General features: G+C 36.1%; 22 protein-coding genes and 1 pseudogene. 6 read left to right on the top strand and 17 right to left on the bottom strand.

Going from position 1 to position 23422, the window contains the following annotated elements; all coding sequences use genetic code 11:
* The first annotated feature begins 369 nt into the window (after positions 1-369).
* Both ACQKOG_RS26085 and ACQKOG_RS26090 read left to right on the top strand, forming a co-directional pair.
* Positions 370-978, top strand: a complete 609-nt coding sequence (locus ACQKOG_RS26085; RefSeq protein ID WP_427448534.1) for a CPBP family intramembrane glutamic endopeptidase — start codon at positions 370-372, stop codon at positions 976-978.
* Positions 979-1352: 374 nt separating this feature from the next.
* Entirely contained in the window at positions 1353-1769 is a 417-nt protein-coding gene (locus tag ACQKOG_RS26090) for a YjdF family protein (RefSeq protein WP_370076620.1), read from the top strand.
* Between the two features lie 1023 nt (positions 1770-2792).
* Here the strand turns inward: ACQKOG_RS26090 and ACQKOG_RS26095 are convergent.
* The 12 genes from ACQKOG_RS26095 to ACQKOG_RS26150 all read right to left on the bottom strand — a co-directional run bounded on the left by ACQKOG_RS26095 (position 2793) and on the right by ACQKOG_RS26150 (position 14320).
* Positions 2793-3719, bottom strand: coding sequence for a hydroxymethylglutaryl-CoA lyase (locus ACQKOG_RS26095; protein WP_370076622.1), 927 nt, complete (start codon positions 3717-3719; stop codon positions 2793-2795).
* 14 nt (positions 3720-3733) lie between these two features.
* Positions 3734-4930, bottom strand: a complete 1197-nt coding sequence (locus tag ACQKOG_RS26100; RefSeq protein WP_370076624.1) for a CaiB/BaiF CoA transferase family protein — start codon at positions 4928-4930, stop codon at positions 3734-3736.
* A gap of 268 nt (positions 4931-5198) precedes the next feature.
* A complete protein-coding gene (locus ACQKOG_RS26105; protein ID WP_370076625.1) occupies positions 5199-5420 on the bottom strand; it encodes a hypothetical protein in 222 nt (73 codons plus the stop codon).
* Positions 5421-5460: 40 nt separating this feature from the next.
* Positions 5461-6198 carry an IclR family transcriptional regulator gene (locus ACQKOG_RS26110; RefSeq protein ID WP_370076627.1) on the bottom strand — a complete coding sequence of 246 codons (738 nt, stop codon included), beginning with the start codon at positions 6196-6198 and terminating at the stop codon, positions 5461-5463.
* Positions 6199-6225: 27 nt separating this feature from the next.
* Positions 6226-6936 carry an ABC transporter ATP-binding protein gene (locus ACQKOG_RS26115; protein WP_370076629.1) on the bottom strand — a complete coding sequence of 237 codons (711 nt, stop codon included), beginning with the start codon at positions 6934-6936 and terminating at the stop codon, positions 6226-6228.
* Complete coding sequence (locus ACQKOG_RS26120; RefSeq protein WP_370076631.1) at positions 6929-7657, bottom strand: ABC transporter ATP-binding protein; 729 nt, start codon at positions 7655-7657, stop codon at positions 6929-6931. The genes ACQKOG_RS26115 and ACQKOG_RS26120 overlap by 8 nt, the downstream gene beginning before the upstream one ends.
* Positions 7638-8627: a branched-chain amino acid ABC transporter permease gene (locus ACQKOG_RS26125; RefSeq protein ID WP_370076633.1), complete on the bottom strand. Its 990-nt coding sequence runs from the start codon at positions 8625-8627 to the stop codon at positions 7638-7640. The genes ACQKOG_RS26120 and ACQKOG_RS26125 overlap by 20 nt, the downstream gene beginning before the upstream one ends.
* The gene (locus ACQKOG_RS26130) at positions 8624-9496 is read right to left on the bottom strand and encodes a branched-chain amino acid ABC transporter permease (RefSeq protein WP_370076635.1); all 873 of its coding nucleotides are present in this window, start codon (positions 9494-9496) and stop codon (positions 8624-8626) included. The genes ACQKOG_RS26125 and ACQKOG_RS26130 overlap by 4 nt, the downstream gene beginning before the upstream one ends.
* A 100-nt stretch (positions 9497-9596) precedes the next feature.
* Positions 9597-10817, bottom strand: a complete 1221-nt coding sequence (locus ACQKOG_RS26135) for an ABC transporter substrate-binding protein (protein ID WP_427448525.1) — start codon at positions 10815-10817, stop codon at positions 9597-9599.
* 30 nt (positions 10818-10847) lie between these two features.
* A complete protein-coding gene (locus ACQKOG_RS26140) occupies positions 10848-12227 on the bottom strand; it encodes a dihydroorotase (RefSeq protein WP_427448526.1) in 1380 nt (459 codons plus the stop codon).
* Complete coding sequence (locus ACQKOG_RS26145) at positions 12228-12935, bottom strand: isochorismatase family protein (RefSeq protein WP_427448527.1); 708 nt, start codon at positions 12933-12935, stop codon at positions 12228-12230.
* On the bottom strand, positions 12932-14320 hold the full coding sequence (locus ACQKOG_RS26150) for an FAD-dependent oxidoreductase (RefSeq protein ID WP_370076643.1): 1389 nt from the start codon (positions 14318-14320) through the stop codon (positions 12932-12934). Before ACQKOG_RS26150 ends, ACQKOG_RS26145 begins: the two co-directional genes overlap by 4 nt.
* Before the next feature lie 455 nt (positions 14321-14775).
* Between ACQKOG_RS26150 and ACQKOG_RS26155 the strand changes: the two genes are divergently transcribed.
* Together ACQKOG_RS26155 and ACQKOG_RS26160 are read left to right on the top strand one after the other, a co-directional pair.
* Complete coding sequence (locus ACQKOG_RS26155; protein ID WP_427448528.1) at positions 14776-16005, top strand: 3-isopropylmalate dehydratase large subunit; 1230 nt, start codon at positions 14776-14778, stop codon at positions 16003-16005.
* A gap of 12 nt (positions 16006-16017) precedes the next feature.
* Positions 16018-16506, top strand: coding sequence for a 3-isopropylmalate dehydratase small subunit (locus ACQKOG_RS26160; protein WP_370076647.1), 489 nt, complete (start codon positions 16018-16020; stop codon positions 16504-16506).
* A 229-nt stretch (positions 16507-16735) separates the two neighbouring features.
* On the opposite strand, the gene ACQKOG_RS26165 is transcribed toward ACQKOG_RS26160, so the two are convergent.
* Complete coding sequence (locus ACQKOG_RS26165; RefSeq protein ID WP_427448529.1) at positions 16736-18163, bottom strand: PLP-dependent aminotransferase family protein; 1428 nt, start codon at positions 18161-18163, stop codon at positions 16736-16738.
* Positions 18164-18427: 264 nt separating this feature from the next.
* On the opposite strand from ACQKOG_RS26165, the gene ACQKOG_RS26170 reads away from it, so the two are divergent.
* Positions 18428-19030, top strand: coding sequence for a LysE/ArgO family amino acid transporter (locus tag ACQKOG_RS26170; protein WP_370076651.1), 603 nt, complete (start codon positions 18428-18430; stop codon positions 19028-19030).
* Between the two features lie 301 nt (positions 19031-19331).
* On the opposite strand, the gene ACQKOG_RS26175 is transcribed toward ACQKOG_RS26170, so the two are convergent.
* Positions 19332-19895 (bottom strand): hypothetical protein, encoded by a 564-nt coding sequence (locus ACQKOG_RS26175; protein WP_427448531.1) that lies wholly within the window; start codon positions 19893-19895, stop codon positions 19332-19334.
* Between the two features lie 435 nt (positions 19896-20330).
* Between ACQKOG_RS26175 and ACQKOG_RS26180 the strand changes: the two genes are divergently transcribed.
* Positions 20331-20759 carry a HEAT repeat domain-containing protein gene (locus ACQKOG_RS26180; RefSeq protein WP_370076655.1) on the top strand — a complete coding sequence of 143 codons (429 nt, stop codon included), beginning with the start codon at positions 20331-20333 and terminating at the stop codon, positions 20757-20759.
* Between the two features lie 256 nt (positions 20760-21015).
* Here the strand turns inward: ACQKOG_RS26180 and ACQKOG_RS26185 are convergent.
* The 3 genes and pseudogenes from ACQKOG_RS26185 to ACQKOG_RS26195 all read right to left on the bottom strand — a co-directional run bounded on the left by ACQKOG_RS26185 (position 21016) and on the right by ACQKOG_RS26195 (position 23322).
* Positions 21016-21305: pseudogene (locus tag ACQKOG_RS26185) on the bottom strand (CcdC protein domain-containing protein).
* A gap of 321 nt (positions 21306-21626) precedes the next feature.
* Entirely contained in the window at positions 21627-22118 is a 492-nt protein-coding gene (locus ACQKOG_RS26190) for a DinB family protein (protein WP_370076657.1), read from the bottom strand.
* Positions 22119-22848: 730 nt separating this feature from the next.
* A complete protein-coding gene (locus tag ACQKOG_RS26195) occupies positions 22849-23322 on the bottom strand; it encodes a GNAT family N-acetyltransferase (RefSeq protein ID WP_370076659.1) in 474 nt (157 codons plus the stop codon).
* Positions 23323-23422: the final 100 nt, after the last annotated feature.

A 23422-nucleotide genomic window follows, 5' to 3' on the forward strand; every position in this document is an offset into this window, starting at 1 on the left:
ACTTTTACTAGTCTATAGATGAAGTATAACACCCTTTCAGACAATTAAGGTAGCAATAGTTACCTCTTGTCTGACCTCACTTTCATCCCATGTCTGAAGACGGGCTACACCCTGCATGGGCTTTCTCGTTCGAAAAATCTGTAATTTACCCCACTAGCACAGATAACAGCCTTTCTTAGGATTACCTAAAACCCCTGTCTCAACATTTCGCTCACTTAACTAATTCTGGAATATATGAATATTTATGATTACATGGTTACCTTTACTAACCTCGATTTTTTCTAAAAAAAAGACTATTTATCGGTAAAGCAGTAGCGATTGCTTTTTCTGCAAAAAAATTTTGGTAAAATATCTCTTTATTCTATAAGCATTAAGAAAGAAGGAAAGATATGGAGAAAGACAAAGAAGGATTTTAGCCCGAAAGACGCTATTTTTGTATTCTCTTCTTTTACATTTGTTTGTGTAGCTATCATTTTCGCTTTAATAGTTTATGATGTATTCACAATACAAGATTTCCTATCATTCAATCAGCCATTCACAATGGTAATGAGCATAATTCTCGCTTCATTCGGTCTACTTTTGTTTGGGGTAATTTTAACATTGTTTATTCCCTCGAAATACATGGACGAAACTAACAAAAGCTATCAAGACTATTCGTTATTAAGTATTGTTGCCTTTATGTTTATAGGGGCGTTATTTGAAGAAATTTTGTTTAGGGGAATTATACAAAATTTACTTCTTGTATTTCTAGAACAACCATGGACTGCGATTATATTAACAACTTTATTGTTCATAGGGATGCATATTCAATACTTCAAAAAACCTATAATGTTAATAAATATAACCGTTCCAAGTTTAATTTTCGGATGGATCTATTTTGAAACAAGCAATATTTTAGTGCCTTTTCTTGTGCATTTTTTGATGAATATCGGTATGACACTATTATTCAAATACAATTTAATAAGAGTTAAACATTAAAACGGATTGTAGATATACACGAGATTAATGAGACTTGTCGACGCAATAGCTTGATAAATTACTTCTTATCAACAATTGGTTCATGCCAGATCTTTCACTTGAAATATTCTTTTCCAAAAAGGTTACGCCCGGAAAGAGCCACCAAGATCTGATACTATTATTGCATTCAATCATAAATCATTTATATTCCTTGTTACTATTTATAGCGAAATCACAAATGTCCCATTACAAATAATAACAAATCGTTTATAATACTACATGAATGAAAAAACACGATTCGGTTGGTAGTCCGGATGCATTGTAAATATGATGTCAGTAACCTTCCCCTCCTCGGGATGTCCATCATTCGATTTTAATATGAGGAGGGACCTACTATGAAACTAACCATTTTTAATGATGGGCAATTTTATATAGGGCTAATAGAACACATTTCTGAAAACAAATACAAAGCATACAAGTATACTTTCGGGAATGAACCTAAAGATCAAGAAGTCTTTGATTTTGTAAATAATAATATGTTGGATTTTATCAAAAATAATGATAAACATGATGGAATACCTATCCAACAAGTTAAAATGAAGAAAATCAATCCTAAAAGGCTTCAAAGAAAAGTTGCAAAAGAACTAAGAAATCCAAGTATCACCTCTAAGGCCGAAGAAGCTATAAAAGCAGAATTGGCACTTAGAAAAAAAGAAAAATCTGTTACCTGTAAACGACTTAAAGAAGAACGCAAAGAATATATTCGGAATATCAAAGTTCAAAAGTCTAAAAATAAACATAAAGGTAGGTAATATCATTCTTTTTACTGACAACTAATGTTGTCAGTTTTTTTATTAGGGATTAATACACAATTTCATTCGAAATATTTTCATATTGTAATCACAAATAAAATAAATTAATATACCTTTAAAGTTTCCTTAAGGAAAGAATTTTCAACAAAAAGAAAAGGAGGATTAGTCTTGCTGTTTATTCAACTCTTAGTAGCTATATGTATCTTAGGTATTGGTCGTTTTATGTTTTATTCATTCGTAAGGAAAGATCCTTTGTTCATTCTCCTCCTACGATACGGAGGGTTTCTAGGAATTACTACTTTGTCCCACTATTATTTAGGTAATCTATGGACCTGGATTTGGATTGTCGGACTACCGATCCTAGGTTTAATAATGCATGCAATTTTCGTAAAATCTAAAGGATTTCAATTTCTTAAACCGGGGAAAGAATATGACGAATATCGTGGATGGAAATAACAATTATCGCAAGAGGTTAAGTTTTTTTCAAAGCAAATTCACGTTTAAAAAGTGCGAGAAATCAACGTTTTTAAATATTGATTTCTCGCGCTTTTTATAAAGAACTCCCTATAGTTGATGTTCTAACAGCCAGCTATCATGCAACCACTTTTCGGTTATCCGTCCACCTACCCATTTAATGTCTTGCTCAAATGTCATTATTTTTTCATCAGGACCGACGATGACCCACGCCTATGAATCATTCTCTTGTACATAGCATTTATCTTTCATGCCCGTAACCGTTAAAGCCCCATTATTTCTTAAATAGTTGAAAACCGCATGAAAAATATTAACGAAGTATTTTTAAAATTGGCCAATTCGTCGTCAGAGAAAGATCCTACAATCGAATAATTTATGTATTCTTATAAACATTCTAAGAAAAATGCTATCTTATTTTTAACACAGACCCAAGTATGATTTACTTGGGTCTGTTTTCGATTCAAACATGTCTCCTGAACACTACGGGACATTCTACCTATTCACCGACCATTTCTAAGTTCAGGATTGTATTAGAAAATCCATCTTTCACTACTTTCTTTGTCCGCCTGGCGAAATACTTAACTCAGAATTTTTCCCCGCCTTTACGAGAAAGCTACTAGCATAAGAAGGGAACCTTTGCTGTACTTCACGAGCTAGTACTAATACAGCATCTAAATCAATATTGGTCGTTATGCCCATTTCCTCAAAGCCATGGATCATATCCTCTGTCGCAATATTTCCAGTCGCTAGCGGTACATAAGGACACCCTCCAAGACCTGCAATGGAGCTGTCAAAATCTCGAATACCCGCTTCATAGCCTGCAACCGCATTGGCAAAAGCCATACCCCTTGTATTATGAAGATGTAGGGAAAAGTGAAAGTGAGGGAATTTTTCACGCAATGTTTTTACAATTTCCTTTATTACGTAAGGATTAGCCATACCTGTCGTATCGGCCAAAGAAATATCAGTAATATCTATTTCGTCATATTTCTCACACAGCATAATATGTCGTTCAATTGGTACACGCCCTTCATATGGGCAACCAAATGCAACCGAAATAGAACCTGAGACATTAATACCTGCCGCCCTACAATTTCGTGAAATTTCAGAAAAATCTTTCATTGCATCTAGTGTTCTCGCATTAGCATTGTGTAAGCTGTGAGAATCTGTTGATGATAGCATTAGCTTTACCTTGTGAACGCCTGCTTCAATAGCACGCTCTAACCCTTTCAAGTTTGGAATTAGTGCTCGGAAAATAACTTCTCTGTCACGACGTATCCTTTTTAACACTTCACTTGCATCACTAAGTTGTGGTACGGCTTTAGGATGAACGAAAGAAGTAACTTCAATTTGTTTAAAGCCACAGTCTATTAAACGATTGATGATATTTAGTTTTTCTGTTGTAGGAATGTTCTCTTTAATTATTTGAAATCCATCACGAGGACTGACTTCTGTAATCATTACTGGATCCAGCATATTTCGATCAACTCCTAAATAACTTCTTTATTTTTCAAACTTTCGATTTCCTCATCTGTTAAGCCGATAATTTGTTTTAAAATACATTCATTATGTTCACCTAAATCAGGTCCCACATTTACGATAGCTCCAGGTGTTTCAGAGAATTTTGGCACAACCCCCGGCATTTTGATTTTGCCTAAACGTGGATGATCAACCTCTACAATGTTCTCACGTGCTTGGTACTGCTCATTATTAAAAATATCTTCAATGCTTATGATTGGGCTAATAGGCACACCAAATTCATCGAGCTTCTTTTGTAGCTCATCACGGTGATATGATTTCACCCATTTCGCTACAATTCCATTTGTTAAATTAAAGTTTTCAAGACGAACTTTATTTGTATAGAAGCGCTCGTCCACTAACATATCCTCACGGTCCATGGCAGCTGCAAGGCGTTCAAATGTACGATCTGAGCTTGTTACTAGTACAACCCAGTGTCCGTCCTTCGTTTGAAATGTCCCTGCTGGACTCGAGTGCCCACTTAAGCCCGGTGATCGCTCTTTAATAACTCCATTTTGGTCATAGTCAGCTACAAGGAATTCCATCATACGGAACACCGATTCATATAGACCAATATCGACCATTTGGCCTTTTCCGTCCTTTGCATCACGGTAGAATAATGCTGTACTAGTTGCAAACGCAACATACACACCAGTAATGTAGTCTACTAATGAGAAGGATGGACTAATTGGCGGACGATCTGAATAGCCATGTAAATATGTAAAGCCACTAAATGCCGTTGCGGGCGTACCAAAGCCTGCTTTATGTGCATACGGTCCTGTTTGTCCATAGCCACTTACACGCACGAGAATAATTTTTGGATTTGCTTCTTTTAATATCTCGTAGCTAAGTCCCCATTTTTCTAATGTACCTGGTCTAAAATTTTCAATGATAACATCCGACTTAGTAATCAGTTTTTTTAATATCGATTGCCCCTCCTCACCATGTAGATCAAGTGTTAATGATTTCTTATTACGAGCAAGCGCTGGCCAGCGAAGTGGTTCATCCCCTTTAAACGGACCCATACTACGTAGAGAATCCCCTCTATTAGGCATTTCAATTTTAATGACCTCTGCGCCAAAATCTGCTAATAATGTTGCCCCATATGGTGCTGCAATCATTGTCGATAAATCTAAAATTCGTACTCCCTTTAATGGCCCCATCCTCATTGAAATTCCTCCTCCTACTAATTGATAGCATCATTATTAAGGTTATTAATACGTTTCATTGTTAATTGCTCTTCTATGTTCGATAAAGGAAATAATCGCGAAATACCACACAAGACAGAACATTCAGACTATTGCAGGTAAATTTGTGTGTTAAATTCCTGAATGTTAAATGAACTGTTAAGTCACCAAGTGTATTTTGCTAGACTTGCTTTAATAATAGAAACCATTACTGCCATTTTGCGTGGACAGCAGGGTGTCCTTTACTTCATTAGTTGCTTTCATATTCAATTGCAACAAAAGCGACACCCATTAAAAATGCTGCTGTTTGGTTATTGATTTTTTTGTCAGATGCAATAGATGCAAAATCACCTACATTTAATGTTGCAAATTGTTGTACATTTTTCATGCATCCTAATAAAAATGTACCAATTGTATTTAATAAAAATATTTCCGCTATCGTATTATCTTTTAATTGAATTGAACGATTCATTATTTTCTCTGCAATGGAATGCATTATTTTTGCCTAATTTCTATTCAAAATAGCCTACGTATTTAGATATCATCCTTGCACTTTCAATACATTTTATTTTCAAAAAAGCTGCTTTTTCTTCTGATATTCGTTGTAGTGGTCCGGCAATCGTAAGACCTGCAATAATTGTGCCATTGATTCCTAGAATCGGTGCGGCAATCGCATATGTACCAACAATACGTTCTCCTTGTGTAAATGCATAGCCATCTTTACGAATTTGCTGAAGATCATTTAGAACTTTTTTTATATCAATGTCTTCTTCTAGCTGAACTTCCTTTAGAATTCGCATTTGCTCTGATTCTTCTAAAAACGCTAATAACACTTTTCCGGAGGCACCTAAGTGAGCGGGCTTTCGTTCACCAACCCGTACAAAATTTCGAACATCTAATGGCGAATCAATTTTTTCTATACATACACGACTAATTCCATCGAGTATATTTAATTCTACTGTTTCTTGCGTTTCCAACATCACCTTACGCATTTCTGGTAAAGCAATATGACGGTAATCAAGATGATTTTGATAAATACTTCCTAACCTAAAAAATTGATATCCTAGTGAATATAAATGAGTCGCATCATTTTTGATAATATAACCATCCTGCTCAAGTGTATTTAAAATACGGAAAATTGTACTTTTAGGCATTTGTAATTTTTGTTGGATTTCTTTAATCGATAATTCCGGTTTATCTAATGAAAATAAAGATAAAATTTCCATCATTTTTTCAATTGCTTTTATCAATCTATCACCTACTCATATTGGAGTGTTTTATTTTATAACACCTAAATAAGTTGCTTTTAGCATTTCATCATTTAGAAGTTCTTGCGCAGTTCCACTCATTACCACTTCACCGTTTTCAATAACATAGCCACGATTAGCAAGTTGCAATGCCTGATTTACGTTTTGTTCAACTAATAAAATCGTAACACCATTCTTTTTAATTTCTGAAATAATATCAAAAACTTGTTTTGTTAATAAAGGTGATAATCCAATAGAAGGCTCATCTAAAATCAATAACTTAGGTTCAGCCATTAAAGCGCGACCAATTGCTAGCATTTGCTGTTGTCCACCACTCATCGTACCAGCAATTTGAGTTGTTCGTTCTTCTAAAATTGGGAACAACTCATAACAATATTCCAAATTCTTTTTTAAATTGGTACGTGCTTTCCTAGTATAAGCTCCCATTTCTAAATTTTCCAGCACTGTCATATCTGAGAATAGCTTTCGATCTTCTGGAACTTGTACTAAACCAGCTTTGACAATAAATTCAGCAGATTTTTTATTAAGAATTTGATCGTCAAAATGGATGACTCCCGATTTCACTGGAATCAAACCTGAAATAGCACGTAATGTCGTTGTCTTCCCTGCTCCATTTGTTCCTAAAATACTTACAATTTCACCCTGATTGATCTCAAAACTTAAATTACGTAAAATATTCAGATTGCCATATCCCGCGTTTAAATTTTCAACTTTAAGCATCAGTAACAACCTCCCCACCTAAATATGCTTCAACAACACGTGGATCTTTCGTTACTTCTTTTGGTGCACCCTCTGCAATTTTTTCTCCAAGGTGCATAACGACTACTCGATCTGATAATGCCATAACAGCTGACATTAAATGCTCAATAAAGAAAATCGTCACTCCGCTATTACGAATATCTTTGATTAGGTCTATAAACTCATTTACTTCCGTTGGATTTAATCCAGACATCACTTCATCCAGAAACAATATCTTTGGCTTTGTTGCTAATGCGCGTGCTACCTCAACCTTCTTTTGCTCAGCGAACGTTAAATCCTTCATGCGATCATATGCTTTATGTGACATTCCCATATATTCAAGTTGCTGCATCGCAACTTCACTTGCTTCTTTGTATGTACCTACCTTATTAAAGGAACCTACAATTACATTTTCTAGTAAAGTTAAGTTACCGAATGGTTGTACAATTTGAAACGTCCGTGCAATACCACGCTCACACATATACTCCGGTTTTAAACCATGAATAGACTCACCATTTAATAATATTATTCCCTTTGTAGGTGTATGGTAGCCACAAATAGAATGGAAAAGTGTAGTTTTACCAGCGCCATTGGGACCTATTAAACCAAGGATTTCACCTTCATTTAATTGTAAACTAACTTTATTGACGGCTACTAAACCCGAGAACTTCTTCTCAACATTTTCAAGCTTTAGCAATGTCATTCACTTTCCCCTCCTTCTTTAATTTACGTAAACGTATTTTTTCTTGTAACCAACCAACTAAACCTTCTGGTAGATATAAAATAACTAATACTAAAATTAAACCGTATACCATTAAATGAACTCCAGCAAAGCCACCAAAAAAGTGAGATGTTATTTCACCAAGAGGTACGATAATTAATGCACCCATGAATGGTCCTAATATAGTTCCCATCCCGCCTAAAATGGCTGGTAAAATAATAGATATGGATACATCGTTTCCGAATGTTGTTGGTGGGTCTATGTACAATAGATATTGCGCGTAAAATGTACCGCCCACTGATGTAAGTGCACCACTAATTGCTATTGCTACCATTTTATTTTTAAAGGTATTTACCCCCAGCGATTGGGCTGCATCTTCGTTTTCACGAATGGCAATCAAATTGAAGCCTAAACGTGATTTTCCGATGAAATAAGTTAAGAGTGTTACGAAAATCGTTAAAACTAAAATCACATAGAAATACGTCATACGAGATTCAAATTGGAACATAAGCGGGTTACTCCCGATTGGTAATAATATCCCCATAGTTTTATTGAAGAAATCCATATTTTGTACGGTGATTCGTAAAATTTCAGCAAATGCAAGTGTCCCTAACGAGAAGTATGCGCCACGTAGCTTGTACCGAAATGATAGGAAGCCAATTAATAAAGCAATTAATATCGCCACAATTGCACCTATAACCATCCCAATCCAAGGCGAAATATTATACTTTATTAGTAAAATTGCCGATGCGTATGCACCTGTTCCAAAGAATATGGCATGACCGAATGAAAATTGCCCTGCATAGCCACTTAAAATATTCCATGCCTGACTCACTAAAGCATAGTACAAGATCAAAATTCCCAAATGAATGAAGTATTGGTTATCAGTAAAAAGTGGAAAAAGTGCAATAAACATAACGGCAAGCGAGTATAAAATATATGATTTTTTCATCGCACTTTACCTCCAAACAGACCATTCGGCTTCAGTAATAGAATGAGAATAAAGATTAGGTATGTCATTAGATCCTTTAAACTACCCGGTAATAATACGCCACCTAATGCCTCACTAACTCCTATTAAAATGCCACCTATTAAAGCGCCTAAGAAGTTACCTAATCCCCCTAATACCACAACTACGAAAGCTTTTAATATAAAGCTCGCTCCTACTGTCGGTGATGTGTAGAAGAATGGTGTAATTAATGTACCCGCAACCCCCGCTAATGCTGCACCAATACCAAAAGCAATATAATTTATGCGCTTAATATTAACCCCAACAAGCGATGCACCTTGACCATTAATAGACGTTGCACGAATTGCACGTCCTATAAATGTCTTTTTTAAGAAAAGGAAAAGACCAATTGCTAAAAATGCTGCGCAAATAAAGGCAATGAACTTTGTCGTATGAATATTTAAATTAAAAAGAGAAATTGTTGCAGGTAGTCCATCAACAGTTACACTTCGGAAATCAGGCTTAAATATAACTAACGCTAAGTTTTCAATAAATAATGAAATCCCGAGCGTAACTAATAACTGATTGTGGTCTGGAGCATCTGCCATACGTTGAAGTACACCACGTTGTAATCCAGCCCCAATAAAGAATAATGCAATCGCGCTTAGTGGTAATGATAAATATGGATTTAACCCCATTAAATCAAAGCACCAATATGTTACATACATTCCAACCATCATCAGAGCGCCTTGTGCAAAGTTGATGATTTTCATTACGCCAAAAATCAGTGTTAAACCAATTGCTACAAGCCCGTAAATCCCTCCCATTAAAATGCCATCAATCAATGATTGAAAAAACAAGTCTGCACTCATGCTGCATTCCCCCCTTTTGTTCAATTCATCTATAAATAAAAGGGCGAACGCTTTTCTCGAATTGTTGTTTACAAGCGTACGCCATATCGAACACTGGTTACTAATTATTTGGATATACTGGATTAACTTCTAAGTACTCTGCTGGCCCAACTACCTTTGTTGCGCCAGCAATAATTTGGTTTAATACTGCTTTTGCATTTATATTTTGACCCTTGTTATCAAACTGAATTGCTTCTTGAGGTAAAATATGATCTTTTAAGTTAGTTTCAGTTAATGCTTTTCGGATTGCTTCTCGATCTGTTGATCCCGCACGTTCAATAGCATCAAGTAATACTGTTGTCGCCATAAAAGAGTACGCTGCGTTTGGTCCCATTTCACGACCATATGCTTCTTTATATTTTGCTTTTACATCCTTTGCTAGATCACTATGTGGATTAATTGTATAATTAACATCCATTATTAAATTGTTAATAGATTGATAGTCAGTGATAAATTTCGCATTACTAAATGCACCGTTAGCTACCCCTATAATTGCACGAGGTGTATAGCTAGAATTTTGAATACCCTCTATCAGCATGACGCCATCACGAAGATATGTTGTTGTCAAAACGATATCTGGCTTACTAGCAGAAATTTTATTGATTGTCGATGATAAATCAGCTGTTGAAGATGCGTGTGGTAAAACCTCTAAAATTTCTAAACCATAGTTTGCAGCGTTGTCCTTGATAACCTTTGCAATACTTGTACCGAATACACTATCTTCATGTACGATGACAGCAGTAGATAGCTTTTCTGTTGCATTTTCATTTAAATCTTTGAAGTACTTTAAAAAATCTTTGGAAAATGAACTAGCTGCCGGTTGTAAACGGAAAGTATACTTGAAGCCACGATCTGTAATTTCATCCGCTGCACCAATATCTACGATAAATGGCAAGCGTGAACGCTCTGCTTCTTGAGTGGCTGGTAACGCTACACCACTTGAGTAAGCACCCACAATGCCTATTACACCAGCACGATCAAGTTTTTGTACTTCCGAAACCCCTTTCTCTGGTGAACCTTCGTGATCTGCCTCTATTAATTCAACTGTTTTATTCCCCAATGATTGAATACCGCCTGCATCGTTTTTTACTTTAATTGCTAATTTCACTGCATCTTTCATTTCTTGCCCCTCCAGTGCTAAGCCACCGCTCAATGGATGAAGTGAACCAATTTTAATCGACTCTCCTTTACTACTATCACCTGATGTTGAAGCGTCACTGTTACAAGCTACTAAAACAATAGTTAAGAAACTTAGCATGAACACAGCTAACCACTTTTTCATATAACACTACTCCTCTCATTTTTAATAGATTTATATTGATCGATGCACAAATTTACCTCTTCCGTTTTCTTTGGTAGTCTTACCATTAACTACAATAATTTCTCCTCTACTTACTGTAAAAGCTGGCCAACCAACTAACTCCCATCCGTCATATAATGAAAAGTCACAATTTTCAGAAATATCTTTCGCCACCAATAGTTTTTTCGTATGAAGATCGACAATCGCAAAATCAGCATCCACCCCAATTTCAATACGTCCCTTCGAAGGAAGATTGTATGATTCAGCTATTGATAATGACATAATATCAGCAATACGCTCTAAGGGAATATCTCGTTTAACATAACCCTCTGTTAGCATTAATGGTAATAAACCGCCTGTACTTGGGAAGCCAAATAACGTCTCCCACGTATCACCAGATTCACCTAGTTTTTTTTCTAAACTACTAGGTACATGATCAGTCCCAATAGCATTAATAAGCCCTTTTCGAATACCATCCCATAGTTTTTCACCGTCATGTAGTTTATGAATTGGCGGTCCTACTTTCGCTTTAATGCCTACTTCATGCTCATCGTGAAGTAATAAATAGTGTGGGCAAGTTTCTACCTTGACATTGCCCTTTGTTAGCCACTTTGACTGTTCCAGCACCTCAACACTATCACCTGAAGTTAAGTGCACAATATATAGATTCCCATCATAAACTTTGTTCAAATAAAGTGAACTGAGTAAAGATTCTGCTTCTGCATACCCAGGGCTTGTCTTGCTCCATGTTGATAGCCCTTCATTTTCACCACCCGCTTGAAGTTGTGTTGTTAATTTACGATTTATATCCATGTTTTCGCAATGTATAGCCAATAATAGCTTCGGTGATACTTCATTGAACTTCGCCAAAATACGACCTAAATCATAGGCTGATAAATCTATACCATCTGTAATTTTGAACTTATCGTTTAACTGACGCTCATAATTGCGGAAGAATTTAAAGGATGTAATGCCTTCCCTGTCAACTAGTTCTTCTAATTCATCTAAGTGCTGTTCTTTCAAAATACCTAAACTATATGTGAAATCAATGTACGTCCATTTTTCAACGTCTTTTTTCACGTTTGGAAACCACTCTAAATAACTTACTGGCTGACGGTCAAAGTTAACGACCGTTGTAATACCAGAAATGGCATGTTGCTTCGTATCTAAAAAATCTTCTTCTATTGAATTGTAAATTCCTAAGTGCTGATGGGCATCGATTACACCTGGTAAAATATGAAGTCCAGTTGCATCTATTACCTCTTTTGCTTCTGCAACTTCTTCGGAATCGAGAATGGCAACAATTTTTTCATCTTTCACACAGATATTTGCTTTTTTCACTCCAATACGCGGAAAGACAACCTCACCATTTTTAATAAATAGATCAAACATTTACTCCACCTCTTTCAACTCTTTTGCGACGCTTTTCATATAAGACTCGATATATGTTGATGGCATAACATCACAATATTTCATCCATAAGTCCAGTAAAGCCGCTTTATGTGAAAGTTCAATTCGATCAAATACAGCATCTTCTACAATTGTAACATTGAAGTTATACGTCACTGCATCAACCGCGGTTGCCCGAACACAGCCACTAGTAGAACCACCCACAATAATTAATGTATCAATTTTCAATTTAACTAAGTAGCTAATAATAGGTGTGCCAAAGAAAGCACTTGCATAGCTTTTATCCACCACGATATCACGATCAGTTGGCTTTAAGCACTCAACGATTTCTGATGCAGGATTACCATCTAAATATTTTGTTTGGTCTCTCTTCGCCTTTGTCGAAAATGAATCAAATTGAATAGTTTTCTTCTGTACATTACGTGTATATAACACAGGAATTCCCTGAGAATCTGCTAGCGCTTTTAATTTCTCAATTTTACGAATTCCCTTCCATGCAACGTCGCCGCCTCCACTTGGCCATTTATCTAATTGATCTTCAATCGGTACGTCGGCACCAATGTAATTGTGTTGTGCATCAATGATGATAAGAATAGGCTTTTTTCCTAATCCGCGACTTTGTCCATAGCCCCCTTTTTTAATAACAATCTTATCTATCTCTGTTAATGCAGACTCCCAAATTCTTGTCATAATATTACTCCCCCTTTTTCTTCAGCCAATGACTCCACAATATGTAGTCCAGCAATACGACCAAAACCTAACGCTGCAAGTAAACCATTGCCCGACATATAACCATACGCATGATTGCCAGAAATACCGACAGCGCTGCCTCCTATAGCATAAACATTTGGAATTATATTTGCATTTGTATCCAATACCTGTGCATGTGGATTAATGAGTAACCCTCCTTGTGTATGGAATAATGCTGGAATTACTTCAATCGCATACAATGGATTTTCAAGACTTTTGTCAAAAAATTCGCGACCAAAAGCATCGGCCTGTCCATTTTGTTGTTGTTGATAATTCTTGAATGTAATAGATAGTCGTTCGACATCTACTTGAATTTTCTGTGCTAAAACCTCAACAGTTTCAGCTGTTTTATACGCTTCCATCTCAGTTATTTGTTTATAATCTTCAATTGATAAAAGGTTCCTATGAATGCGTTCATCATAAATAATGTATCCATATTGTTCTGGTTGCTTTAATACTTCACGCGTAAACTCTGAATAGCCTTGTGTTTCATTAGCAAATCGTTCACCTAAACTATTAATATAGAATCCACCCATCATAATCGTTCCCCAAGTTACAAGAAGACCTGTATTTTCATTGATTCCCGCATGACCTTGATAAGCAGTTAAACTCTTAGTAGCAGCACCTGCGGTAATCCCTGCTTCCATTCCTTCTCCTGTGTTCGCCTCATAGCCAAAATATGCTGCAACAGCAATTTCCGGGATATGCTGCTTCACAAGCTCTTTATTACCACCAAAGCCATTTGTTGCAATGACAACTTTTCTCCCTTTAATGTATCGCGTTCCCTCTGACGCGGAAACTTCGATCCCTATGACATGGCCTGTATCATCTTGAATTAGTTTTTGCAGAGAAGTTTGAAGGAGCAGATAAATATTGTCACGTTCAGAAACTTTTCGCTTTAGCTTCTTCATTAACTCTAATCCTGAACGGCTTGGTGGCGCATGCATGCGCAGTGCACTGTGACCAGGATATTTAAATTCCAAAACGACAGACATTTCGATTTGCAAAGAGTCATTTATCCATTCCACCATCTCCCCTGATACTGTTGCTAAAGCCCTCACCAGTGCTGGATCACTTTCATTATGGTTTTTCATCAAAATATCTGCTGTCATTTTTTCAACAGAATCATCAATACCTAATTGATGTTGAAACTTCGTATTACAAGCTGGAATCATGCTAGCACTCGCCGCGGTATTGCCAAGTAAATGCTCCGTTTTTTCAAATACTGCTACTTCTAACCCTGATTGTGCAACTGTTAGTGCAGTGATCAAACCGCCTCCACCTCCACCAGCGATAATTACATCAACTTCTGCATCCCATTCCATAGAAACTCACTCCCCATCACTCGATCTTTCTCTAAATTAAAAATTTAATGCTTAATTGCTGCATACGTCCTTCATTATAAACTCGTAATGCCACTCAGCTTTCTGAATAACCAACTTATCTAAAAATTCAGTATTTTTAACACCTGCTTGCGCTCTCTATATATTTGTTTGCTATATTAAATCCATCATACATAGTCAACCTTACGTTCCACATTGTGAAACGCGTTTATTTTTTTCTTATTTCCACCATAATTCCTCCTCAAACTTTTTTCAAGCTTTTTTTATTTTTTCTACTTTACACTCTATTTCATTCAAAAAATCAGATTTTAGTATTTATCTGAATTTTTCAAAAATTTATTGACAAACATCTATTGTTGCATTTAAATTCTATTTAGGATGAACCAAAACAGGAAACGCGTTTCATATAGTGGAACGATGAATAGGAGGTACTTTTTTTGAGACAAACAATTATTGAGAAAATTGTATCGCTTCACGCAAATAAAGTAGTCTTTGCTAGCGAACTCACAGTTGTAAATGTGGATTTTTTAATGGCATCAGATACAACTGCACCCTTAGCCATCAATGCATTCAAAAATATGGGGGGAGTTCAAATATTCGATGCTTCTAAAATGGCATTAGTAATTGATCATGCTTCACCTGCACCAAATCAGCGTATTGCTTCACTGCATGACATGATGCGTGAATTCGCCAATGAGCATAATGTTAAACTTTACGATGTAGGAGACGGAATTTGTCATCAATTGATGATTGAAAATGAACATGCCAAGCCTGGTCAATTAATTCTTGGTGCCGATTCTCATACTTGTACATATGGAGCGATCGGAGCATTTTCGACAGGGGTAGGTTCAACGGACTTAGCCGGAGCAATGTTAACAGGTCAAACTTGGATTAAAGTACCGGAAACCATTCTTATTAACATCAATGGGTCGTTACAACCTGGCGTATCAGCAAAGGATATCGTACTGTACGTTGTTGGGATCGTGGGAATACAAGGGGCGACATATGATGCCATTGAGTATGCAGGCTCCACAATGGTCGGCTTATCATTAGATAGCAGAATGACAATTGCGAGTATGTCAATTGAGATGGGAGCTAAGGCCGGTTTTATTCATACAACTGGGTTACAGCTACCCTATGCTTTTGAACATGTTTTGCCTGATGCAAATGCAACATACAAGAGTGTAATTGACATTGATGCAAGTCAAATTACAAGTCAAGTTGCTGTACCACATTCTCCTGATAATGTTAAATCAATCGATGAAATTGAAGAAATCGAAATTAACCAAGCATTTATCGGAAGCTGTACAAATGGCCGTTTAGAAGACTTACAAACGGCTGCTAATATATTAAAAGGCAAGCATATTCATCCAAGCGTACGTCTAATTATTGCCCCAGCCTCACGTAAAGTTTTTTTAGATGCTGTAAAAGATGGCACAGTAGAAATTCTTACAAATGCCGGTGCCACATTCTTGCCATCAGGATGTGGTCCATGTGTAGGCACGCATTTAGGAGTTCCGGGAAATAATGAAGTTATTGTTTCATCAACAAATCGTAATTTTCAAGGGCGGATGGGCAATCGAGAGTCAAATATTTACCTTGGCTCACCAGCATTTGTAGCAACAACTGCATTGCATGGCAAAATTAGAAACCCACAACTGATATAAGGGGTGATCAATATGAAAATTACAGGAAAATCCCACGTTTATGGCGATAATATTGATACAGACCGTATTATTCCAGGGAAATATACAAAAACATTAAATTTACAATCACTAGCTGATCATGTACTGGAAGATTTAGATCCAGAGTTCAGTAAAAAAGTAGCAGAGGGTGATATTGTTGTTGCAGGAGAAAACTTTGGTTGTGGTTCATCACGCGAGCAAGCACCACTTGCATTAAAAACAGCTGGTGTTTCATTAATCATTGCAAAATCCTTTGCCCGTATTTTCTTTAGAAATGCCATAAACATCGGCTTACCCATCATCGAACTGAAAGATTATCAAATTCAGCCAGGTGACATCGTTGAGGCAGATCTAATTTCAGGCATTGTTACAGTAAATGGACAATCTTATACAGGGACAAAAATGCCCGAAGTAATGGTTGATATTTTGAATAATAATGGCTTAGTAAATTATTTAGCTGAGCATAAAACATATAAGTTATGACGGAGCATTTACTTGTTCTTGAAGCATTGACAAAACTCGCTGCGGACAATGTTGCAGATGGTGAAATGTCATATCATAAAACATGATGTACAGATTGCATTGTTAAAAGGCTATTCCAACTGAATATTTAACTGATTCCAACATAAATACAAAGCCCCTCTTTTGAACAAAGCTAGATTAAAGAGAGGCTTTTTAAAATCTTATTTTACCCATACTATTTTTCTATTCTTTATAACCGCTTCAAAACACATTCGTATAATATTTGTAGTCCAATTTCCAACTCTTCATATGTTCCATATGCATATGATAATCGAATATGCTGTGTATCTTGAGGATCGTAAATATAGCCGAGATTAATGAGAACTTGTCGATGCAATAGCTTGGTAAATAAGTCTTTATCAACGATTGGCTCATGAAACCTAAGCCAAATATAGAAGCCACCTTTCGGCTTATCCCAACTAGCAATTTCCGTAAATCTCTCTTGTAATATACCCTCAACAAAGTTGGCTCTCAGTAATAATTCTTTCCGCAAACTTTGAATATGCTTCTCATACTTACCAGATTGCAACCAATGCAGCACAATTTCCTGTGAGATGGCGCTTGATCCGTAATCTGTCTGCATTTTTATATCTGCTAACCGCTCAATCACTGTAGTTGGACCGATTAACCAGCCAATACGGAGTCCGGGGCTTAATGTTTTCGAAACACTCCCAATATAAAGGACTTGCCCGCTATCATCCATTGATTTAATTGGAGACGTTGCCGCTTCAAATAGCAATTCATGATAGACGTCATCCTCAATGATAGGAATACGAGATGCTTTACACGCTTCATAAAGTTCCCTTTTTTCAAGCGACGTCCATACCCCACCAGTTGGATTGTTTAACGTAGGTACAGCATAAAATACAGCCTGCCTTTTTCTTTTCTTTTGAGCTAAGGTTTGTGCAAGCTGTTCATCACGTTCGATAGACAGCATTTGCATACCTACAGATTGGAAAGGATGGACTGAATTTAAATAAGACGTCTGTTCCTGGAATACGATAGAACCCTGCTCAAGCAGCCCAACAGCAACCAATTGCAATGCTTGAAGTGCACCAGAGACAATACAAACATTTTTGGGCTTTGCATAGATCCCCCTTTTTTTCACGTATTCGCAAATCGCTTCTCGAAGTTTATCGCTACCTTGTGGTGATGAATAGCCTAAAGCTTTCGGCTGCAAAGAGAGCTCTTTCAAAGACGCTTCAATTTCAGTAGTGGGCAATAAACTAGGTGCAAGCTCTCCAGTTCCCAATCGAATGATATCATCGCGCTGCTCGTATTCATTGATTAATTGAATGGTATGATAATTGGGCTTATGGAGACTTGTGTCTATGTACTTTTGCCAATTTGGTTGTGTTTGTGTAATTAATGAATCCCATGAATTTTGTGCTACATAAATACCTGAGCCTACCTTCGATTCCAATATTCCTGCTGCTTTTAACTCCTCTAACGCCTGCTGAACAGTACTGCGATTGACCCCGAACTGCATAGCTAGCTGTCTTTGTGTCGGTAGCTTTGTTCCTGCCACCCAATCTCCACGTTCTATATGCTCAGTAATCCACTGAATAATTTGCTGCTGTAATGTCATTTCTCCCTGTCTACTTGGTTGCCAGCTCATTCGTATCACCTCAAACATATCAATTATACCTCGGCATAATTGCTTTCGGAATCGGCTTTATACTTAGGCCTGCACGATGCAGGTCAGTTAGCCTAAGAACTCCTTTCCGATTTCGTAACATCCGCCGGAGGCTTTAACTTCTTTCAGCGGGTGTCCAAACAGCCGCTAAAAGAAGTTAAAATTGGATGGCTTAAAAACCACCCAATTGGTCGTTTTCTTTTAGTTATATCATATCTAAAATGTTTAGTGAAAGGAGGAATTTCATTGGAAGCATTTCTACATGGAATGATTTTAGCATTTGGACTTATTTTGCCCCTTGGCGTACAAAATGTCTTTGTCTTTTCCCAAGGTGCGACTCAGCCACATCTAGTTCGGGCCTTACCCGCCAGCATCACTGCCTCAATTTGTGATACGCTTCTAATACTACTTGCGGTATTCGGTTTATCTATAATTGTGTTGCAATTTGAGTGGTTACGTATCGCCTTGATGAGTGTTGGGATACTTTTCTTACTTTATATGGGCTATACAATTTGGCGCTCAAATCCTGCATCTACCGATAATAACGAAGCACTTCCTGTAAAAAAACAAATTTTATTCGCGGTCTCTGTCTCTCTCTTAAATCCACATGCCATTTTAGATACAATAGGTGTTATCGGGACGAGTGCTTTAAAATATAGTGGGACGGAGCAAATGTTGTTCACTGCAGCATGTGTTTTGATTTCTTGGTTATGGTTTTTCGGTCTTATCATTGCTGGAGCATCCTTGAAAAGACTTGATAGCTCTGGGAAGCTTATGAATATTTTTAATAAATGCTCAGCGATTTTTATTTGGGCAACCGCTCTCTATCTTGTTAGTGGTTTACTGTAACGTATTCACTAAAAACGCTCAGGATACTAGTTTTTATTAAAAATCAAGAGTTAAAGTAATACACTTAATAGAATAGTATCCTATATAGATTGTGCAACATTAAAATACACTTTTTTTAAGCTGAACTAATTTTGATATTAGATCAGCTTTTATTTATGTTTAAAGACCTGCTCTATTTGTAAAAAAGCGTCTCTACTTATTGTAGAAACGCCCCCCGTTAGTTGAAGAAGAAATAGTCATTCTCCCCTTTGATGAAAAGCCTCTTATGTTTAAAATTGGTTATAATTTTATTCCATTCTTTCTAGATAACCATTTCTTCAAATTGGCTTAAGGATTCAATATTATCGTTTATAACTGATTGATAAATATCTATACTAAAAAATGCCTTGCGATATTTAGGATGACTATGCAATTGTTTTTTTAATTCCAATATTGATTTTCTTTTAATGTCATCAAGTTGAATTTTTATTTCTTCTACATCATTTTGTTTTTTCTTAACTTCTTCTGAACCAATAGCCCAAATATCAATTTTCCATTGGTGTCCAAATAAGTTTGTATGTACTCCCCAATATAGCCCATTTGGTAAATGTGGTGTTTTCCCAATTAACTCATTTCTAAAACTCATTTTTGTTGGTTTTAATTTAATTGAAATTTCTTTCCCTAACTCAAAAAAATTGTCATTATTACTTGTGTCTGTTTCAAGGTAAATATCTAAATCTCTCCACGTCATCAACTTTAACGAATAACTACCACTTACTTTAGGATTACCGTACTTTTTTAAGGCATCGTACAATCCTAATTTGTATAGAATTTCGTTTGCCTCGTCTAATATATCTGAGTTCAATTTTTCTAAATCTATACTCAAGCTAACACCTCCAATGAATTTCTAGTATTTGTAACGGGTTTGAAATTTTTCGTATGTCAGTTATTTGAATAAGTAAGGATTTTAATCATTTAATTAGCACCCAGAATTGCACATATCTATGTATTCTAGTAGTTGAGATAATAATCCTTCTTCAAGTAAAGCCCCCGTTAGCCATCCATGTAGCGCAAAAACCAGCACTACACCACAGAAAATGAAAGATGATTAAGTTCTTTCATGGGAGTTTAATAAGAAAAGCAAATCTAATAAAGAATAGTACATACTTATGATACGGTTCACCTTAATGTAGTTAGTTTCCATTTTCTATATAAATATCCTTACCAGCTATTCATAGCTATTTTCACCCAGACAACGTATAATAAGAGAAGCAGAAGAAGAATTCATTTTTCCTCTAGTTAAAAAAAGAGGTGCAATTACTTGAAACAGTTTGAAAAAGCATTACCTGAGCAGTATGAAACATTAAAAAAACAGGCCAATTATACGTCTAGCTGGCGAGAGCGTTTAGACGCAGTCGAAATGTTATCGGCTTATCAACATGACAAAATCATAGATTTATTAAAAAATCGTATGCAGCATGATACTGTCAACAAGGTGCAATTAGCAGCCTATGAAGCACTCGCGGCGTTTGGTGAGGACGTAGAGAAGCCATCACCTGCACGTTTTGATATTATCAAAGGCACAGACAAAATTTTCCTGCGGGTGAAAAAGAGCTTGCCGAAGGACCATACAGTGGTAGACTTTGCGGATAAACTAAAACGTATGCGTTTAGATGTCTTTGATGCGTATGAAGGCGACAAAGGTGTAGAATTTATGAACTGGTTAGAGGAACGTTGGGCAAAACTATAATCAGTAGTTTTGCGATTTATGAAGGAAAGTCATTCTCTCCGCTTGTGGAGGGAATGGCTTTTTCTTATCTTACGCTGCGGTTCATCGAAAACTAATATTAAATTGTATTACTTCTTTTCTTTGATCATCCGTCTTTATTGTTTAATGATAAAACAAACACCTTATTAAACTAACCTGCTTCGTTAGTTTAAGAGCATTTATTCACAAACTTATACTCCTTGTTTCATTTTGGAGAGTGTTAGAGAAATACAAAGTTCTAAAAACTAACTGTATTTTTTAGTTTAAGAACCTTTTTATACTTTATATAGCAAGCTATTCTCCAAGGAATTAAATAACAAGTAGCAGCATAATTAAACCATCATTTCGTATTTCATAATCTGACCATAAAATAAGAGGAATAGAAAAACCCACTCCTAAAAAAATTGCTATAGATAATTGAAGGTATGTGACGTGCACAGAAGCGTTTAGAAAAAATGAAAATCCTGGTGTTAAAAATAGAAGGGGAAGAATTATTCGCCCTCCTCTGCCTTTGGTTGGTTTGTACATAGAACGGATTCTGCGAACTAAAATGAACAATCCAAAAATAATGATAAATGCTTATTTGAACAAGCAATACATAGCGTATGCGTTGGAACTCAATATGTTAAAAAATATGCAAGTGAAGTGATTTCTAAAGAGGATGTAGCAAATAGAATTAGAAATTTTTTGAGGCAGGATGAACAACAATCAGGCGCTATTATGGGTTAATAAAAAATCCCAATTTCTCAATTTGAATACTAGGAAATCGGGATTTTATTTGATGTAACAGTTCGATCTGCTTTTAAATCGCTTTGTTGTGTGCAATATTCAATCAATTTTAATCATCGTTTATAAATTTGAGCGCTTAGCTGGCCATGAACCTTGTAGTTTACGAAGTTGTACAATTTGTCCTGTATGATAAGCGTCATGCAAAAGGATATTTAGATATTGTTGCCAAACTGGAAGAGAAGGACTAGGTTGATCCAATACTGCTTCTTGAAAGGATGCTAATGAAGATTTTAAGGCATCATGTACGTGAAGCGTTCGCTTCACTGTTTCTTGCCAAGCATCTTCATCATTAGCTTCACCTTGGATAAACGTTTCATCATTTTTTTGTGGAGCAACAAATGTGTCATCTTTATATAAGCGAGAAAGTAAGCGCTCTTTAAAGGTTAGTAAATGGTTTGCATTTTCCCAAATCGTATTAGAGGCCTTTCCTTCTGGTTGCCAACATGCTTGTGCAGCAGTGAGATTCTTTAATGCTTCTGATAACGGTGGGTACCATTCTTCTTCGTAAAAAACTTGATTGACTCCATTTTGCAAGAGTCCTTTTTTACTCATTTGGATCGCCTCCTTTTTTGTAACTCTCTAAACATTACTTACTATTAATTTATCAAATTTTTCGAAAATAGTACATAGGAGTGAAAATATACATGGTCTTTATATTTGTGTAGCCTGAACTTTAATTAACGATCTTCCACAATCGGGCGTATTTCTTTAATAAAGAGATGCGTATTTTTAATTAAAGTGCCATATTCTTGAATAATCGATTAGACTGTATAGCAACTTGCGCCGTTAGTAAAACGTATCGATCAAGAACCCCCTTGTTACCAAGCAATGGTTATTAAGTCAGGTTCAACGAATTCTATTACAAATTTAGGTGATGGGCAAAATACATACTGTTGATAGGCATCTTCTGCTGCTAAATGAATAATATTTTCAATAATCCCAGAAGTCTAGACTTACCCATTCAATTATGGGGATGCTCGCTATAAATTCAGTTTTCATTTTTTCCTTTTCTTCAACATCTAACATCCTAATACTTTCTTTAGTTGAGAACGGCTCCAACATCCAATCTAATTGCATCTGTAATTCATTATTTCTTTCTCTTTTTACTTTTGCAAGAGAAACTCTAATCTTATTTTCCGATCATTCGTGTCCATTGTCCACCTTCTCTTCTTACTTTTTCCTGCAATGATAACTGACTTTTTCTGTTTTACATCCGTTTAAAGAAAAAAGAGCTGCCTTCGCAACTCAATGATCTTTAATTAATGCAATAAGAAACTAGAATTTAATCTAATTTTTTTACAAATAAAACTCTGTCTTGATTTGGTCCGTCATATTCTGTATTTATTGACAGATCATCAACACTTCTATCTCCATCTTCAATTTCAAAACCCATCTTGGTATGATAGGCAATCGAAACTTTGTTGACAGGTGACGTTACACATCGAACAATACTTCGATTATTTTGCTTTACCACATTAAAAAATTCATTGTATAAATGGTTTCCAATATTATGCTTTCTGTATTCAGGATGAACTCCAACGAAATGAATATACGCCTCATTTGCATGAGTTTGAGAAAGGAATCCTATTAGAAAACCAACAAGTTTACCATCCTTTTCTGCAATGAAACTTGTTTGTGTAAAATGGTCGAAGAATAACTTTGGTAACATATCAGACATATTCCTGCCACCCCACCACTCATTGATTAGAGGTGAAATTACATAGTAGTCTGAACCTTTAACTGAACGAATTTCCATCTTAATCCCCCTCGTATATTAGTAGTAAGAGCTCTTTCCGATAGAATTTCCAGTTGATCCGGACAACTGGGGAATCTGTTGGATTTCCTATAGGAGATAG

The sequence above is a fragment of the Lysinibacillus sp. NPDC093216 genome (assembly GCF_050280325.1).
GTDB lineage: Bacteria > Bacillota > Bacilli > Bacillales_A > Planococcaceae > Lysinibacillus.